At 46.1% G+C, this 16,066-nt stretch carries 17 protein-coding genes; 8 read left to right on the forward strand and 9 right to left on the reverse strand.

Going from position 1 to position 16,066, the window contains the following annotated elements:
• Positions 1-313: 313 nt before the first annotated feature.
• The gene (locus Q7V32_RS11340) at positions 314-772 is read left to right on the forward strand and encodes a gamma-glutamylcyclotransferase (RefSeq protein ID WP_304897092.1); all 459 of its coding nucleotides are present in this window, start codon (positions 314-316) and stop codon (positions 770-772) included.
• Here Q7V32_RS11340 and Q7V32_RS11345 read toward each other — a convergent pair.
• The 7 genes from Q7V32_RS11345 to Q7V32_RS11375 all read right to left on the reverse strand — a co-directional run bounded on the left by Q7V32_RS11345 (position 740) and on the right by Q7V32_RS11375 (position 8,455).
• A complete protein-coding gene (locus Q7V32_RS11345) occupies positions 740-1,888 on the reverse strand; it encodes a GNAT family N-acetyltransferase/peptidase C39 family protein (RefSeq protein WP_304897093.1) in 1,149 nt (382 codons plus the stop codon). The two genes, Q7V32_RS11340 and Q7V32_RS11345, sit on opposite strands and share 33 nt — an antisense overlap.
• Positions 1,881-2,984 (reverse strand): M14 family metallopeptidase, encoded by a 1,104-nt coding sequence (locus Q7V32_RS11350; RefSeq protein ID WP_304897094.1) that lies wholly within the window; start codon positions 2,982-2,984, stop codon positions 1,881-1,883. Before Q7V32_RS11350 ends, Q7V32_RS11345 begins: the two co-directional genes overlap by 8 nt.
• A 9-nt stretch (positions 2,985-2,993) precedes the next feature.
• A complete protein-coding gene (locus Q7V32_RS11355; protein WP_304897095.1) occupies positions 2,994-4,481 on the reverse strand; it encodes a RimK family protein in 1,488 nt (495 codons plus the stop codon).
• A 181-nt stretch (positions 4,482-4,662) separates the two neighbouring features.
• Entirely contained in the window at positions 4,663-5,016 is a 354-nt protein-coding gene (locus Q7V32_RS11360) for a DMT family protein (RefSeq protein ID WP_304897096.1), read from the reverse strand.
• Between the two features lie 314 nt (positions 5,017-5,330).
• Positions 5,331-6,308 (reverse strand): alpha-L-glutamate ligase-like protein, encoded by a 978-nt coding sequence (locus Q7V32_RS11365; RefSeq protein ID WP_304897097.1) that lies wholly within the window; start codon positions 6,306-6,308, stop codon positions 5,331-5,333.
• Between the two features lie 2 nt (positions 6,309-6,310).
• Positions 6,311-7,792 (reverse strand): inactive transglutaminase family protein, encoded by a 1,482-nt coding sequence (locus tag Q7V32_RS11370; protein WP_304897098.1) that lies wholly within the window; start codon positions 7,790-7,792, stop codon positions 6,311-6,313.
• 102 nt (positions 7,793-7,894) lie between these two features.
• Positions 7,895-8,455 carry a RimK/LysX family protein gene (locus tag Q7V32_RS11375; protein ID WP_304897099.1) on the reverse strand — a complete coding sequence of 187 codons (561 nt, stop codon included), beginning with the start codon at positions 8,453-8,455 and terminating at the stop codon, positions 7,895-7,897.
• 271 nt (positions 8,456-8,726) lie between these two features.
• Here Q7V32_RS11375 and Q7V32_RS11380 point away from each other — a divergent pair, with 271 nt between their 5' ends.
• The 3 genes from Q7V32_RS11380 to Q7V32_RS11390 are packed head-to-tail and all read left to right on the forward strand — an operon-like array spanning position 8,727 to position 11,488.
• A complete protein-coding gene (locus Q7V32_RS11380) occupies positions 8,727-9,641 on the forward strand; it encodes an HlyD family efflux transporter periplasmic adaptor subunit (RefSeq protein ID WP_304897100.1) in 915 nt (304 codons plus the stop codon).
• A gap of 6 nt (positions 9,642-9,647) precedes the next feature.
• Complete coding sequence (gene devC, locus Q7V32_RS11385; protein ID WP_304897101.1) at positions 9,648-10,817, forward strand: ABC transporter permease DevC; 1,170 nt, start codon at positions 9,648-9,650, stop codon at positions 10,815-10,817.
• On the forward strand, positions 10,817-11,488 hold the full coding sequence (locus tag Q7V32_RS11390) for an ATP-binding cassette domain-containing protein (RefSeq protein WP_304897102.1): 672 nt from the start codon (positions 10,817-10,819) through the stop codon (positions 11,486-11,488). The genes devC and Q7V32_RS11390 overlap by 1 nt, the downstream gene beginning before the upstream one ends.
• 168 nt (positions 11,489-11,656) lie before the next feature.
• Here Q7V32_RS11390 and Q7V32_RS11395 read toward each other — a convergent pair whose 3' ends face one another.
• On the reverse strand, positions 11,657-11,920 hold the full coding sequence (locus tag Q7V32_RS11395) for a Txe/YoeB family addiction module toxin (protein WP_304897111.1): 264 nt from the start codon (positions 11,918-11,920) through the stop codon (positions 11,657-11,659).
• A complete protein-coding gene (locus tag Q7V32_RS11400) occupies positions 11,917-12,159 on the reverse strand; it encodes a type II toxin-antitoxin system Phd/YefM family antitoxin (protein WP_304897103.1) in 243 nt (80 codons plus the stop codon). The genes Q7V32_RS11395 and Q7V32_RS11400 overlap by 4 nt, the downstream gene beginning before the upstream one ends.
• A 481-nt stretch (positions 12,160-12,640) precedes the next feature.
• On the opposite strand from Q7V32_RS11400, the gene Q7V32_RS20830 reads away from it, so the two are divergent.
• The 4 genes from Q7V32_RS20830 to Q7V32_RS11420 all read left to right on the forward strand — a co-directional run bounded on the left by Q7V32_RS20830 (position 12,641) and on the right by Q7V32_RS11420 (position 15,936).
• Positions 12,641-12,796, forward strand: a complete 156-nt coding sequence (locus Q7V32_RS20830) for a hypothetical protein (RefSeq protein WP_370691457.1) — start codon at positions 12,641-12,643, stop codon at positions 12,794-12,796.
• A gap of 43 nt (positions 12,797-12,839) precedes the next feature.
• Positions 12,840-14,027, forward strand: coding sequence for a GTPase family protein (locus Q7V32_RS11410; protein ID WP_304897104.1), 1,188 nt, complete (start codon positions 12,840-12,842; stop codon positions 14,025-14,027).
• Complete coding sequence (locus tag Q7V32_RS11415) at positions 14,024-15,520, forward strand: GTPase family protein (RefSeq protein WP_304897105.1); 1,497 nt, start codon at positions 14,024-14,026, stop codon at positions 15,518-15,520. Before Q7V32_RS11410 ends, Q7V32_RS11415 begins: the two co-directional genes overlap by 4 nt.
• Before the next feature lie 107 nt (positions 15,521-15,627).
• Positions 15,628-15,936, forward strand: coding sequence for a hypothetical protein (locus Q7V32_RS11420; RefSeq protein WP_304897106.1), 309 nt, complete (start codon positions 15,628-15,630; stop codon positions 15,934-15,936).
• Positions 15,937-16,066 lie beyond the last annotated feature (130 nt).

Genomic DNA, 16,066 nt, shown 5'->3' on the forward strand with positions numbered 1-16,066 from the left:
CAACTCTTGTCAAACCAGAAGATTAAAGCCTTTGCTATCAGCCATTCAAATTAAACGAAACAACCCGACATTTAAAACTTACCACTGTTTGCCTAATTTGCAACTTTATGGTGCAAAATAATAGAAAAATGCCCATATAATGGCAAAACCTGATTACAACAAATGAGTCACATCATGGTCCGCATTAAGTGCTTTTTATGCATCCTGCTATTGATTGTCATTGACATAGGCCCCCTCCCATTTACTTCGCTAATCGCGTTATATGTGGTACTCAGCCGGCCACCCTGGTTTAAAAAACTCGTCGAAAGACTGTATGGTAATCAATAACTGTCATTATCTGTTTGTCTACGGCAGTTTGAGAAAAGGCATGCCAAATCCCATGGCGGCATGGCTTGAAGATCAGGCCGACTGGCTTGAAACCGCCTTTATCAAAGGTCACTTGTTCGACATCGGCGACTATCCGGGCGCAATCATCGTCCCTGAATGCGCAGATAAGGTCTGGGGCGACCTTTACCGTATGCAGGATGAACTTAGCTGCGCCAAAATTTTAGGCACGCTCGATGAATTTGAAGAATGTACCGATCATTTTTCGGTCCCGCATGAATATCTGCGGATAAAAACGCCTGTTTTCAGACCCAATGGGCAAAGTCTGGATGCCTGGTTTTATTGCTATAACCGGCCGATTGAAGTGTTTAAACGGATTACGCAGGGCGATTATGTTGAATATAAAGCGGCGGCATCAGCTTTGACCGATACTGGCACTGTCAAGTGAGCGCCTGGATATCACAACCGCAGCCCGGAGCTGTGAGCGGCCGAAACGGGCCATTGCAACAAACTCGGCTTTTGAAACAGGCACATAACAATTGTCAGACTCGCTGGCATGGTGTTCATTATCAACATCGGGATCGTGCAAATAGATAAAGTGCGGATCATGTGCGGTCAAAACGACCCAATGTGGTGCTTTATTGCGATTAATCCGATAGGTGCTGATCAGAATCAGCGGGATATGGCCTGCATCCAGATGATTGATGAGCATCTGCATCGTGATATTACAATAATGGAATCGCACATCGGTTGCTTCAAGCTGACGCATGAAATCCTCTTGTACCAGACTAATGACATCCCGCTTTTCCTGGCTCCGCACACTGTCGATGAACAGGACTTGCTCATGGCTCAGGTACATATCCACTTCAAACCCTCGCCTCCAGGCCGCGAGACCTAAACCATGAGGCCCACAGCCACCGTGACCGGAAGTCATGAAAATGGTCGTTGACTCGCGCCACAACTGCAATTCATCGGCTTGAGTCATTGCAATATCCCGATTGAGTCCGGCCATTGCCATCAGCAATGAAGCCGGGCCACAACTGAATTCAGTCGTCTGGCAATAAAAAGGCACCTGCAAACGGGTAACCGGATGAGGATAAATGATCCTTTTTTCAAAACACAGCGCTTCACTGTGATCTTCATAATAATCGCGCTTGACGTCAAACTGTCGATAGCCTAAATGCTTGTATAACTTGATCGCACCCAGGTTATCCGGCCGCACTTCCAGGCGCAGATAAACGCAATCATGAGCTCTGACGCGTTGCTCGGCTTGATTGATCAATGCCGCACCCAATCCGGCTCCACGGTATTCCGGCAACACCGCCAGCGAATACAAACGCGCCAGCGATGCCCCTCTTCGATACAGCAACAAGGCATAACCGACCGCAACGTTATTAAGCTCAGCAATGATTATGTCACTGTGTCCTTTTTCCAGCATCCGCAAAAAGCTTCGATGACTCAATCTATCCAGAATAAAGCACTGATTTTCTATGCTGACCAACTGACTAACATCCCGTTTTTCAGCGTTACGAAAAGTTAACCGGGGTGCCTGGGCCTCAGTCACTGAGACCGTCCTGTTCTTGTAAACCCCGAAGGGCTTGTGCTAAAACCTGACTGCTTCGAAATAAAACCATTTCTTTCCAATCGGTTTTATCGGGATAAAAATAACCGCGCAGTCGCTGCTGAACCCTTTTGATTGCGTTAGAGAGACTCTTTGATGCCCCCTCTTTTTGCCAGACATAATTTTCCTCTCTCAGCACCTCAAACATTTCTTCCAGCGCATAAGTCCCAAATTCCAGCGTGACGTAACACACCTTGTCACCTAAAGCCTGCTGCCAAGCGTAATCAAGTAAACCGGATTTTGGAACGGATGTCGACGTTCCCAGCGCCGGTTCTGTCACGCTATCGCCAAACCAGCGTCTGGCGCGCGCCGCACCGGGTGTATGAGGCGGATGATCGCAAATGATCTCGCCGTAACCATAAGGGCCAAGGCCGGAGTGAATATCCACTACGGCAACTTTTTTCCGATCCGTCAATTGATAATCCTGTATCAATTGCTCAATGTTATGTCTAGACCAGGAAGGCGCCTTCCCACCATAAAATAAACCGCCTGGATAATGATATTGACCTCCGCTTACGGCCTCCTCTGTCTTACGCTGACCGTGTTTATTCCGGAACTCAGCCAGCGCCTGCTGACAATCAGAAAAAGAAGACTCATCCCAGCCTGAGGGCAACAGAACATCAGCCAAGGCCCGATAACCTTCGTTGACCGGCACTTGATTGAAATCAATGAAATTTCGATTGAGATCGATATTGTCTTCGTTGACCCTGCGCAAATGAGCAAACCCAAACGGATTCAAGGCATGAATGAATAGCACGGCCACCTTGTCAGGCAATACTTCATGCCTTAACCAGTTAACCTGGGCCGCCGACCCGCAAAAGCCTTCGACGCCATGCGTGGCGCTGATAATAACCAGAACATTCTCGGCCTTCTCGTCACCCAACCAAAACAAATCAGTCGCCAAAGGCTGATCTTCGCAGTGCAGCGGATGAAGCAAGGTTGTCAATCGGCCAGGCAAAAGGCGACACGCGATTAAAAACTTGTCCCGGGCTTGCCAATAATCCTGGCCAAAGGAAGCGATATCATAGTCAACGGGCATGGCATTTCCTCATGGGTAAGCGCTGTGTTTGCGTTCCATTCGCCGGATAAACTCATCCATGATGATGCGATATAAATCATCACCCAGATACAAATCCTCAACACCACTGTCGATACTGGGATTATCATTGATCTCTATAATGACATTTCGTTCACCTACCTGCTTTAAATCCACGCCGTAAAGGCCATCGCCGATTAACTTGACAGCTTTAGTCGCTGTTTTAATAACTTCTTTAGGGACTTCGTGAATAGCCATAGTCGCAAAACCACCGCTTTTTTCCTGGAGCTTGTCACTGCTGTGGTTATAAATTTGCCAATGTCCGCGCGCCATAAAATATTTGCAGGCGTAAATTGGGCGGTAATTGAGAAAACCGATACGCCAGTCATAATCCGTCAAGACATACTCCTGTAGCAGCAAGATAGCCGATTCGTTGAACAATTCCTGACAGTGCTGTACCAAATCGGCGCGATTATGCGCTTTGACTACGCCGCGTGAAAATGAGCCATGCGGAATTTTTAACACGACGGGATAACTGAACATCTGCTCCAGCGCGTCAAAATCCATCACCTTATTACGCAACAACAATTCCGTTTTTGGCGTTTCCACACTATGGGTGGCGAACAAATCGGCCAAAAAAACCTTGTTCGCACATTTCAAAATGGAATCAGGATCATCCATGACCACAAGTCCTTCACTCTCGGCGCGCTTGGCAAAACGGTAAGTGTAATGATTGATCGCCGTGGTTTCCCGAATAAACAAAGCATCGTATTCAGGCAATCTGGCAAAATCGTGTTTATTGATGATATCGATATCGACGCCTAATTCATTACCTACCCTGATAAAGTTTTTAATCGCTTTGCTGTCACTGGGAGGCAGTTCTTCCTCGGCATTACACAAGATGGCCATATCAAAGCGATAGCGTTTCCGGGACTTGGGTTTACGCCAGATTTTGCGGCTGAAGGCGTCAATGGCCGAAGCGAATTGGTTCTGTTCATCTTCCGATAACGAAGCTAAATTCCCAGGCTCAATACCGGTAATTTCCCAGCGCAATGTGTGTTTAAAATCAACCTCAAGGATAGGACACGGATAAAGCTCGAAAAGCCTGCGCGCCATTTTTTCCAGGGGCGGATAGCAAGTCTTGCCGAAAAATATTTTTATCTTCAGCTCTTCAGCTTCAGCCTGGCCGCATTTTTCAAGATGCTTGCCCAGATATTTATCAAGATCGTTATCGTACAAGCGGTAATAATGATGATTGGCGAGATCGTTGATGCTGCGAATGGAGGGGATGACGCGCTGCCCTCTCGCCTCTGCCAGCAAAGAGCAATAGTAGCCGGTACCCAAATAGTCGTAATCGCGGCAAAGATTGATCACCTGCGCGCTATGCTGCATTTTTTTATTTTGCAGCGAAAGATAATCTTCGACCGTAATCAGGTCGCTACTTGGAAAATAAGGAGCCCAATCCTGAAGATGGTCGACAACGATATAAAGTGAATGCATGACGGATGAAAAAAGGGTGAAAAACGAGTGACCGAGTTAACAGTAGATCAAATCTAAATGAAGCAGCGCTTAATGACTCACCCACCAAACCAGCGTCTTTTCTTGCTTTGATACGGCCATATCACAACACCGCTGAAAGCTTATCGCGGATTACAAACACGGGGTAATGCCTTGGCTGAAATCAGGAAAAAAGCTTTTCCCTGAAAATAAAAAAAACAGCACCCATGATACAGAGCGCTGCCCAAAGATAATCCAGTTTTAAAGGCTCTTTCATGTAAAAAAATGCAAACGGAACAAATATCGACAACGTAATGACCTCCTGCATTATTTTCAGCTGACCAATATTTAGTGTCTGATAACCGATCCGGTTAGCGGGCACTTGCAGCAAATACTCGAATAAAGCAACACCCCAGCTTAAAACAGCCGCCAACAGCCAGGGTTTCCCATTGAGTTCTTTGAGGTGTGCATACCAGGCAAAAGTCATGAACACGTTGCTGCAGACCAGCAAGCAAATTGAAACAAGTACGGGATTCATAAAAATAAAACAGTGAGGACTTATGGATGAGGCATTCAAGCATTAAACCCGCTTATGTTCAAGTCGCGGCATTTTTATCAACACAAGCCGCCAGTTCATATAACCTTCCGGATTGAATTTTCTTGTGGGCCAAAATTTGAGTCGTTATCGTAATACCTTTCACACTTCAAATTTCGGCAGTGCCTTAAGGAGGCAACGGGTTGTTCGTCAAAGGCTTTGCCAGCATGGATGCTCGCATAGATCCTATAGGGATGTATTTACGGCGTCCTTTGACGGGCAGCCCGGTGCCGAATTTCGATCAGGGATGAGTATACCTATAAAACCTGACTGTTTTGAGTCTGACGATAAATGGATTTGGCCAGTTTGACCCGTTCTTCCGGTGACGAGGGAATAGACTTGATTTTCTCTACCGCCTCAAGTCTGGGCAGCAAGCCCTGTTTATTGGCCAATTGAATGCTAAGCCCCGGACGTGCATTGATTTCCAGCATCAATGGCCCTAATTTTGAATCCAATACAATATCGACACCGATATAACCTAGCGAAACTAACTCTCGACAACCGGCTGACAATAACAAGATGTTATCCCAGCCGGGAATTTCCAGATGATTGATGGTATGTCCCGAATCCGGATGCGCATCAATTAAATCATGATGCCATACCCCACCGGTCGTTCGCCCGGTAGCCATATCAATACCCACGCCGATAGCGCCTTGATGCAAATTGGCTTTACCATCAGACATTCTTGTCGGTAGACGCAGCATTGACATGACGGGTATGCCTTGAAAAACAATGGTACGTATATCGGGAACCCCCTGGTAACTGACTTGTTCAAAAACCGGATCAAAATCAACCCGATATTCAATCAATGCGACATCAGGCTGCCCCCCCAGACTGTACATGCCGCTCAAAATATTCGAAATATGGTGATCCACTTCGGACTTGGTCAATAAAGCGCCGTTCAGCTTCCTGCAGCCTTCCTTGCTCCGACCCTTGATGATCAATATTCCTTCACCGCCACTTCCGTGCGCAGGCTTTATGACGAATTCACTATAAGGTGCCAATATTTCAGATAAATGTGCCACCTGATATTCGGCTTCTATCACCGCATACAACTCAGGTACTGCAATGCCCGCTTGTTGAGCCAGCTTTTTGGTGCGTAATTTATCATCGACCAGCGGATAAAATTTCCGTTGATTGTATTTGAGAATGTAATCACCGTTGCGCTGATTCATGCCCAACAAACCCAGTTCCCGCAAACGTTTGGAAGGATTTAACAGATTTTTCCAGAGCATGATCAATTACCCTTCACAATCACTGATCTAAACCGCCACAATTCTGAAATCCGGTAACCGGTGTAACGGCCTAACCATAATGTGAAGGCCAGAAGCGTTAATAAAAGCTCAGGAAAAACGAACATCAAATGTTCAAGATATTCGTTTGTCATTAACAAATAGCTGAGTGACGCAACAAAAAGGCTACCGGCACATTGCTGTAACGATTCACCGGCGCCATGCTCTTCCCACACCAATGACATTCGTTCGATAGTCATTGCAATGATGACCATGGGGAATAGAGCTACAGACAAGCCTCGGTCTATGCCTAGTTTATGACTCAACAAACTGACGAAGGTCATCAGGATAATCACGATAATCAAAACGGCGGCCAGCCTGGGCACCAACAACAGTCGCAAGTACTCGAGATAAAACCGGATCATTAAACCCAAAGCCAACAACAGGCAGAACAAAGCCAGCCCCCAGGCTAACTCGGTTTCTCTGAACGCCATGGCGATAAGAATAGGCATAAAGGTGCCGAATGTTTTAAGACCGACGATATTACGCAACAGGACGATCAACAAAACGCCAACCGGCATCATAATCAGGATCCGGTAGACATTTTGCGTTTGTACGGGGAGATTAAACAATGAAAACTCCATGACCGGACCGTTGATAATACCGGCCCGTTGCTGGGTTACAGCGATCATCCCGCGCGATTGTTTATAAATGGAAAAGTCTACGTTGGCCGATTTACCCCCGCTGACATCCAGCAAGGGTTTATCCCCGTATTTCCAAAGCACTGCATTGGAAGGAAAGCCGGATTCGCCCGTTTTAGGATTAAACGTCACCCACCGCTCACCGGTATAGACTTGCAGCCAGGGAACCAAACGGCTGTGCCGGGCACCATCGGACAATATCAGCAGATTGACTTGACGGGAGGGAATGCGTGCACCCTGCAGAATACTGATAACCCGGCTGACCCAAGCCTCTGGCGTGGCCGCATCTTTACGTAACAATTTGACATTCTCATCGGAATCAGGCGCATTAAGCCGCTGCAACAACTCGTGGGTAAATGATTTTGTATCCGCAGACTTGTTTCTGACTTGCTCAAGCAGAGCCGTCAAGGCAGTCCTCATGATTTCAGGATAGTCCTGCTCAACGGGATAGGCCACGTTTTTATCTTTGAATTCCGGTGTTTCCCCAGGAATCAATTGCATCCGGTAATACAGCGTTTGATCGCCTTGAGAACGTCGAATCGCCCACTGAGCAACGCGGTTCAGGTCTTCATTTTCCAACGTCAAGCCGTACCGTCCTGACACAAAATTCTCATCCAAAACAACATAACCCGGCACCTGCTTGGGCAGCATCATACTAACCTTTGAGGGGCCTGCCGTTCTTTTGTAAGTAACTTTTGCCTCGATAGTCCAAAGCTCAGACTCTTGAACCGGTAGCAATGGGAGTTTGAGCTCAGTGACTTTGTAATAACAAATTGTTGCGCTCACTAAAATTAACAGTGTCGCCAATATATTTACATGTAAGTTTTTCAAATTTTCCGCCGCGCTTTTCTTAAGAAATGGAGCAATGAGTCCAATCTGCTGCTTGATTTACTTTTCACCGGGTTCGCCGGCCAACTCGGGGCTGCAGACAAGTTCTTTTAACATCGGTGAGTGAACATGTTTATCGGAAGAATCCACGAGCACATTATTGCTGAGAAACTGTCTGCCTAACAAAACGGGGTAAATATAGTTTGACCGGTTAGCCAGTGTGAATTCAGTCGTGTAGTAATGTCCGTACATACAAAAACTTAACTCAACTACGGATCGTTTAGCCGATTCCATTTTATGCCTTTTAATGAGTACCGTTCTTACCAGGGGTCGCTCGACAACCTGTCTTTCCTCATCATTTTTTTTATAGCTTTCAGGTAGCGTAAATCTGACCCACGTTTGGCCATCCCGTTCAAAACGTTTAACATTTTCGGCATGAATTGAGGACGTCTTGGCTCCGGTATCCAGTTTGGCTCTAAGCCGCGTTTGCCCTGACTCAAAAATAACGTTTTCAACCCAACCAGCGGCAATTTTCTGATTACCATGACCGGCTAAAGCAAGCTGACCTGCCACCATTAAAAACGCGCAAAGAAAAACGCTGAACAAAAAATTAATTTTCATGTCTGGAAAAAATTTAGCATTGAGTATTAAAAACATCAGCTTGGCCGCATCGCAGACCAACCGTCAAAAAGTGCCCATTTTAACCCGCTTCAACAATTACCGCATAGCTTTGTAGCCACCAGGATTTTGTTTTTTGGAAACATCAACAACCGTTACTGAACAGTTTATACTTGCCCCTTATCGAAAAAAGGATAGCGGCTATTTTTAACTAAGATTACATCAATCGATAAATTTAACATTATTGCAATAGAAAACCATTTTAGGATTCAGTGTGCCTTTCTCGAAAAAAGTTTTACCCTTTTCGGCTATGTTGTTGATCAGCCTGAACTGCCAGGCTGCGAATAATTTAATAAGCGCATCGCCTGCCTTTACTGCTGATAAGGTTTCAGGCGTAGGTGCATTAGGCAGAATTGAGCCGCGTTCGCGGGTTATCCGGATATCTCATAATGTCGGCCCCGAAGGCTCACAAGTTCTTGAGTTGCTGTTTGATGAAGGCGAACAGGTCTCCAAAAACAGCGTATTGGCTATTTTAGCTGATCGCCCTCAGCGTGAGGCTGAGTATAGAGCAGCAAAAGCAGCCGGCAGTGAACTCACGGCAAAATTGGCCAGTGAACAGATCAATTTGGCGTTTAACGAAAAAGAATACCACCGCTATCAGAAGCTATCGGAACAATCATCCGCCAGCCTTTCATTAAAAGACGAAAAAAAACGGAATTACGATCAATCCAAAGTATTGATCAAACAACTTGAGGCCGAAATAGAACGGAATCAAGCCGACCAGGCGATCGCCAAAGCCATCCTCGGAAATTCATTTATCCGTGCCCCGATATCAGGCACGGTATTGAAAATTCATACGCGTCCGGGTGAAAAAATAGATGATGACGGGCTTTTGGAAATGGCCGACTTATCAGAACTGGATGTGGTTGCAGAAGTCTATGAGAGTGACTTTCCAAGAATTCGCACCGGCCAAAAAGCAACGGTACAACTCGACGGTTTTTCCATCATTTACGAAGCAGAAGTCAGGGAACTCGGTTTCATGGTCAAAAAAAATGATTTAAACGATACCGATCCCTTAGCCGACAGGGACAACCGAACTATAGAGGTCAGGCTCAGTTTAGACGCCCAATCAGCGACCGACTTGAAACACCAGATTTACCGGCAAGTCAAAATCCGTTTTCAACCCTAGCTAGTGATGAATCCCTACAATTACTTTTACTTCCCGGGACGTCTGGCCTGGCGACAACTGGTTTTCGACAAAACAAAACTCTTTGCTGCCATTTGCGGCGTCTTGTTTGCCTGTGTGCTGGTTTTTATGCAACTGGGATTTAAGGACTCGCTTTATAACAGCGCCGCGTCAGCGCCATTGAAGATGAACGGCGATCTGTTTCTGATGCATAAACAAACCGAAGCGATGTGGCGGCCGACCCGATTCAACCGCAGCGAACTGATGCGGACCTTGGGTCACCCCGATGTTGCCAGCGCCTATCCCATGTATTTATCGCTGGCTCAATTTAAAAATATCGAAACACAAACCAAAAGAACGCTCATGGTCTACGGTTACGATCCGGATGCGGATCTGCTCGCTGTTGAGGCCATTATCGAAAAACGCACCGAACTGCGTCTTAAAGATACGGCGTTGTTTGACGAGTCATCCCGCCCTGAATTCGGTCCGATGCGAGCTCTTTTGGATGCCGGTAAAAACAGCACCGAAATCAACGACTATAAATTGAAGATTATCGGCCTGTTCCGGCTGGGTGTTTCGTTTGCGGCAGACGGTAATGTGATGACCAGCGATCAAAATTTTCTGCGCATTTTTTCCGACCGCAGGGCTGATCAAATTGATATCGGCATCATCAAAGTCCGCCCTGGAAGCGATGTCAAAAAAGTTCAGGCTGACTTAAAATCCCGTCTGAATGAATTCGTAAATATTTTTACCTATGACGAACTCGTTCAATATGAAAAAAGCTATTGGGAAAACACAGCGCCCATCGGTTTTATTTTCGGCTTCGGCACCATCATGGGCCTGGTAGTCGGCATGGTGATTGTTTATCAAATTCTTTTTACCGATATTACCAATCATCTCAATGAATTTGCGACGCTCAAAGCCATGGGTTACAAGCATGGCTATTTTATTAGAGTCGTTTTTGCTTCAGCCTTTTTTCTAGCCATTCTGGGATTTTTACCCGGCTTCCTGATGTCACTGGGACTATACCGACTGGCCGAATCACAGACTTTTATGCCGATGCCGATGACGCCGCATAAAGTATTCACCGTCTTTCTATTCATACTTTCAATGTGTGCATCGGCCGGTTTACTGGCGATGCGTAAACTTAAAGCAGCAAGCCCGGCCGATATGTTCTGATGGACAAAATGATTGAAGTCAACGACCTAAGCTTCAGTTTTGGCAGTGGCGAACTAAAAAACACGGTACTGAAAAACGTTGACCTGACGATACATGCCGGTGAAATAGTCATCATGACCGGACCCTCCGGCTCAGGGAAAACGACATTCTTGACCATTATCGGCGCGCTCAGACAGGCTACCGAGGGCCATGTCTGCGTCATCGGCCAACAACTGGTCAATAGTTCCGAATACGCCAAAGTCAAAATTCGCCAGCAAATCGGCTACATTTTTCAACAACATAACCTGCTTAAATCATTGACAGCAGTTCAAAATGTGGCAATGGCCCTGGAAATGCACCCAGGACTGTCTGAAACCCAGCGCTTACAACGATCCGCCGACATGCTCTGCTCTGTAGGACTGGATGATCGCCTCTATTACAAACCGGATCAACTCTCCGGAGGACAGAGACAACGCGTGTCTATTGCCAGGGCGTTAGTCGGAAAACCTAAAATCGTACTGGCGGACGAACCCACGGCATCGCTGGATAAACACAGCGGACAGGACGCCGTGGGTGTATTAAAAAAACTCGCTAAAGAGGCCGGCACGACCATTCTTTTGGTAACACACGACTACAGAATATTGGATATTGCCGACCGGATTGTCGAACTGGAGGACGGGATTATTAAATAATGTGGTCGCGCTCCTCTGCACTTCCCAGTTGGATGATAAAAATTCGTTGTTTCATATTTAGTTAACCTAACGAAGAGCTAACCGGGCGCAGCACGGGAAGCTCTAAAAACAAAACCGCATATAACCTCGCTCCAGTTGAGCTCCGTGTTAGCTGAACAATTTTGTTTTCTATTCGTAATGTGTCCACATGCGCAAAACTTTTATAGTTTTATGTTCTTCGATAACTTGATAAATCAATCTATGCTGAATGTTTATACGTCTAGAATACGCGCCTGCTAAATCTCCGACCAACTTTTCGTATGGGGGAGGATTTTGATAAGGATTTATCTCAATAATCTTTAGCAATTCCTTTGCTTTATCTTTTAGTCCTGAAGATGATAATTTTTTTGCGTCATTCTGTGCTTGCTTTGTGTAAACAAATTGCCAGATCACCAATCAAGTTCCTTGGAGCAAGAATCAATTGGCTCTTCCATGCCTTCGCGAATACTATCGCGCATTCCTGGAACAGTTAATAAATAGAGTGTTTCTTGAATGGACTCCCAATCTTCAGCCGAAACCAACACAGCACTATTACGTTTTCCGGTTATAGTAATTGGTTGATGGGTCTCGCTCGTTTGATCGAGTAGCCTGTATAGATTTGCTCTAGCTTCACTTGCCGTAAGGATATTCATTTCTACTCTCCGCTTTCACAAATCAACATCGTACGCCTAATGGTACGCATTGTCATAATTTTTTATAGCTTCCGCCGCGTTCTGCGGCAAATTTGGATCGTAGCGGAGAGTTTGGCGTCGACGTGCAGCTAATTGAAAATGCGCACAAATAAGGGTCACCCATTAGCCTGCCGTAGTCAATATCTCGTTCCCAAGCTCCAGCTTGGGAATGCCTACCCTCAAGCTCTGCTTGACGAACAGCTGCTTTCTGTGCGAATTAAATCTATGGGACGTAGCCGCTATAAAATTCTGAACGAAGCCTATCCTTACTTCCACACCTTAACGGTTGCTGGTTGGCAGCCCGTTTTCACGCAGACAGATTCTTGATTTATTAGAACAACGCAAGGCAACAACCTTTCTGAGCTAATTTGCGTATTACAAACGCAAGCACAAAACCGAAGGCCACTATCAATTCTGGCAAGAAGGGTCACATCCGGAAGAAATGAATAATGAGACGTTGTTGATTCAGCGATTAGCCTACATTCACAACATTCCTGTCAAACGGGGTTATGTGGACTTGCCAGAACATTGGCGTTATTCAAGTGCGCGGGCTTATGCAGGGAAAGACGCTTTGTTGCCTATTGTTTTGCTGCATTAAAATACCAAGCAGAGCTTGAAGGTAGGCATTCCCAAGCTGGAGCTTGGGAACGAGACAAATTCTAAGGCCTCAACCGCCCGAGCACTTGATCCACGAAAAACTGGAAGCGATACGTTCCGAACTGCCGCCGCCGGTCATATGGCTGCTGGGCAAAACCCAGAGCGGTAAAAGTTCGCTGATCCGGACACTGACCGGATCCACTCAAGCCGAAATCGGTAATGGTTTTAGACCATGCACCCGCACTGCAATGTTGTTTGATTATCCGGACCAGGACACGGCTTTCATTCGCTTTCTGGACACACGAGGACTTGCTGAGGCCGGCTATGATCCCAGTGAAGATATGCATTGGTGCGACCAGCAGACCCATCTTTTGATCGTTGTGATGAAAGCCATGGATCAGCAACAATCAACAGTCATCAATACCGTTCGCCGGATTCATAAAACCCACCCCGGCAAACCGGTCATTGTCGTTCAAACGGCTTTACATGAAGGCTACCCTGATACCGCTTACGAACATGTGCTGCCCTACCCCTTCGATAACGGAAAAATTGATGCGGCTGTGCCACCTGATTTGCGGTGTTCGCTATTAAAACAGCGGGAGGATTTTAAGGATATCCAGGCTAGCTTTATCCCTATTGATTTTACAGCGGAGGAAGAAGGTTATGTTCCCACCGATTACGGCATCGACGCCTTATGGCAAAGCATTGAAGACGTCTTTCCGTATGGCATCAAAGCCATGCTCGAGCAAAACAGTTCTGCCGAAGATTTTACCGGCATCCATTGGGACTCGGCTCATCCCCACATAATAGGTTATGCTGTTTCAGCCGGTTTGGCAGCCGCGATACCAATTCCTGCAGCGAGTATCACCACGGTTGTCACCGTGCAGGCTAAAATGTTTCACAGCATTGCTCAAGTCTACGGCTTACCGTTAACCCGGCAAAGCCTGAGCGAAATCAGTAGTGCGATAGGAGCCGGCGTTTTGGCAGGCCTGGGCGGACGGGAACTGCTTAAGTTCATCCCGATTTACGGACAAAGTGTTGGCCTGGGCATATCCGCACTCTATACCGCAGGCGTTACTTATGGCCTGGGAAAAACACTCTGTTATTATTTTGCTCAGTCAAAACGGGGCGGCAGCGTAAGCCCCGAACTACTGCGTAAAGTGTATCAATCCGAATTTGAGCGAGGGCGACTCATGTTGCGCGCACGATTTAAACGAACCCCATCATCATGAAAACCCCTTCGAATTGGTTAAACAAGATTCTCAACTTGTTACTCGTGCTTCCCTTGCTGTTGTTATCGGGATTAGGGGCTTACTGGCTATGGCAATCCGGCTATGAGCAGGCCTTTTTGATACTGTTTGCTGCCTTCTATGCTTTTGTCGTGATTCTGAAAACGCTTCTTAAAAAGAAAACAACCCATACTCCGGATTATCCAACGGTTACTGCAAATGAGGAGTGGCCGCCTGAAGCAACAGAAATATGGGCGCGAATTAATGCCTTGGCAGAAAAACTGAATCCGGCCGATTACCCGCTGACCGACAGCCAACGCTTAATCGAACTGGCTAAAAAAGTCACTCTCGAGGTAGCAGGCTATTATTCGTCGAATCAAGATAAAACCGGCTTGGATGTTCCATTACGAAACATTCTTTTCATCACCGAAAAAGTGAGCCGCGACATGCGCTGCTTGCTGGATGATAAAATTCCTTTCAGCCATTTATTAACCGTCAACAACGGTTTGCAAATCTGGAAATGGAAAGCACGCCTGGAAAGCGGTCACTTCCTTTTTCGTATGGGCAGCCTGCTTTTTAGCCCTGTTTCATCATTGCCTAGAGAACTGAAACAGTTTTTTATCGGTAAGGCCGCCGCTTACCCCATTGGCTCATTCGAACGCTGGCTGCTGCAGACCCTGGTTAAAACCATCGCTTACTACGCAATCGAACTTTACGGCGGTCAATCAGTGCCCTTGCGCATAACAGAAACGAAACAAGAACCCGAACTGACCAACTCAACTTTAAGCAAACAGCCCCTGCGCGTTTTAATAGCCGGACAGCTGAAATCCGGCAAATCAAGTCTGGTTAATGCGCTTTCAGCTAAATTGATTGCCCCGGTCGATGTGTTACCGCTAACCGGCGCACTGACTCCCTATAAATTGAATCATGATCACCTCGGTGAAATGCTGATTTATGACAGCCCGGGTTATGATAATGAAAATGCCTGGTATGAATCCGAATCCGATCAGAATCTAGGCGGCTTTGATTTAATCTTGGTCGTTTGCGCGGCTAATCAGGCAGCAAGGGAAGCCGATGTAAAATTTATGACCGCACTAAGAGCCTGGTTTGATCAGCATTTAAAACGCCGTTTTCCGCCGGTTCTGGCTGTTGTGACGCATATTGATCAACTTCGGCCAATCCGGGAATGGGATCCACCCTACGATATTCATTCGCCACAAAATGCAAAAGCACAAGCGATCAGGGAAGCATTGGATTACATTTCCAGCACACTGGATATACCGGCAAATGATTGTATACCGATAAATTTAAAGCCAAAGTATGAATACAACATTGATGCGATATGGTCGGCACTGGTTGAAATACAACCGGCCATTCATAGGGCACATCATTTACGAAGGTTGACCGAAGGAAAACAACGGGAAAAATGGGCATTGATTCGCAAACAACTGGAACACGCTGGACGTTTTGCAGTCGATCAAATAAAAAAAAGTTAACTCATTCACCCCTATTTTGGGCCAAAGCTGGCTGCACTCTTCAAGCAACTTGATTTTTGATTTTGACATCAGTTGTATTCCTTTTCTTTACAGCTAGACTGATCACTTTGAATGAACTTCTAACCGTTATCCGGAAATTCCCGTTGAAGCCTACCGTCCTTCCTTCCAACATACTAAAAAATCGCGCAGTCGTATTTTTTATAGTCTGTGGCTTTTTACTGGAAAATAGCACATATCAAGCGGCTTTTGCTTCAGAACAAATCATTTATCCTGTCGTCAATCAAAATTCACCCCAAAAAATCATCAGCCGCAACGGCATCAGTGCAATCTTCAAAATGCGCTTACGACACTGGCAAGATGGATCCGCCATCACCGTATTCGTTTTACAGGATGATGATTTCTTACATAGTGCCTGAACGATAATCTTTTATCATATAAAAAACAACAAGTTATGATATAATTGGTCGTTGAAGATTCGCCAAATCCTTTATGGCTTGATAACTGCTTAATATTAGTAACCTGCTGATAATTAATAGTATTCTTTTT

It is taken from the genome of Methylicorpusculum sp. (assembly GCF_030651835.1).
Lineage (GTDB): Bacteria > Pseudomonadota > Gammaproteobacteria > Methylococcales > Methylomonadaceae > Methylicorpusculum.

Excerpts from the sequence above, each read along its gene's own strand:
- Q7V32_RS20830 (WP_370691457.1), top strand. The coding sequence starts at position 12,641 with ATGAATAATGAGACGTTGTTGATTCAGCGATTAGCCTACATTCACAAC.
- Q7V32_RS11365 (WP_304897097.1), bottom strand. The coding sequence starts at position 6,308 with ATGCTCTGGAAAAATCTGTTAAATCCTTCCAAACGTTTGCGGGAACTG.
- Q7V32_RS11350 (WP_304897094.1), bottom strand. The coding sequence starts at position 2,984 with ATGCCCGTTGACTATGATATCGCTTCCTTTGGCCAGGATTATTGGCAA.
- Q7V32_RS11390 (WP_304897102.1), top strand. The coding sequence starts at position 10,817 with ATGGACAAAATGATTGAAGTCAACGACCTAAGCTTCAGTTTTGGCAGT.
- Q7V32_RS11415 (WP_304897105.1), top strand. The coding sequence starts at position 14,024 with ATGAAAACCCCTTCGAATTGGTTAAACAAGATTCTCAACTTGTTACTC.
- devC (WP_304897101.1), top strand. The coding sequence starts at position 9,648 with ATGAATCCCTACAATTACTTTTACTTCCCGGGACGTCTGGCCTGGCGA.
- Q7V32_RS11400 (WP_304897103.1), bottom strand. The coding sequence starts at position 12,159 with ATGAATATCCTTACGGCAAGTGAAGCTAGAGCAAATCTATACAGGCTA.
- Q7V32_RS11355 (WP_304897095.1), bottom strand. The coding sequence starts at position 4,481 with ATGCATTCACTTTATATCGTTGTCGACCATCTTCAGGATTGGGCTCCT.
- Q7V32_RS11375 (WP_304897099.1), bottom strand. The coding sequence starts at position 8,455 with ATGAAAATTAATTTTTTGTTCAGCGTTTTTCTTTGCGCGTTTTTAATG.
- Q7V32_RS11360 (WP_304897096.1), bottom strand. The coding sequence starts at position 5,016 with ATGAATCCCGTACTTGTTTCAATTTGCTTGCTGGTCTGCAGCAACGTG.
- Q7V32_RS11340 (WP_304897092.1), top strand. The coding sequence starts at position 314 with ATGGTAATCAATAACTGTCATTATCTGTTTGTCTACGGCAGTTTGAGA.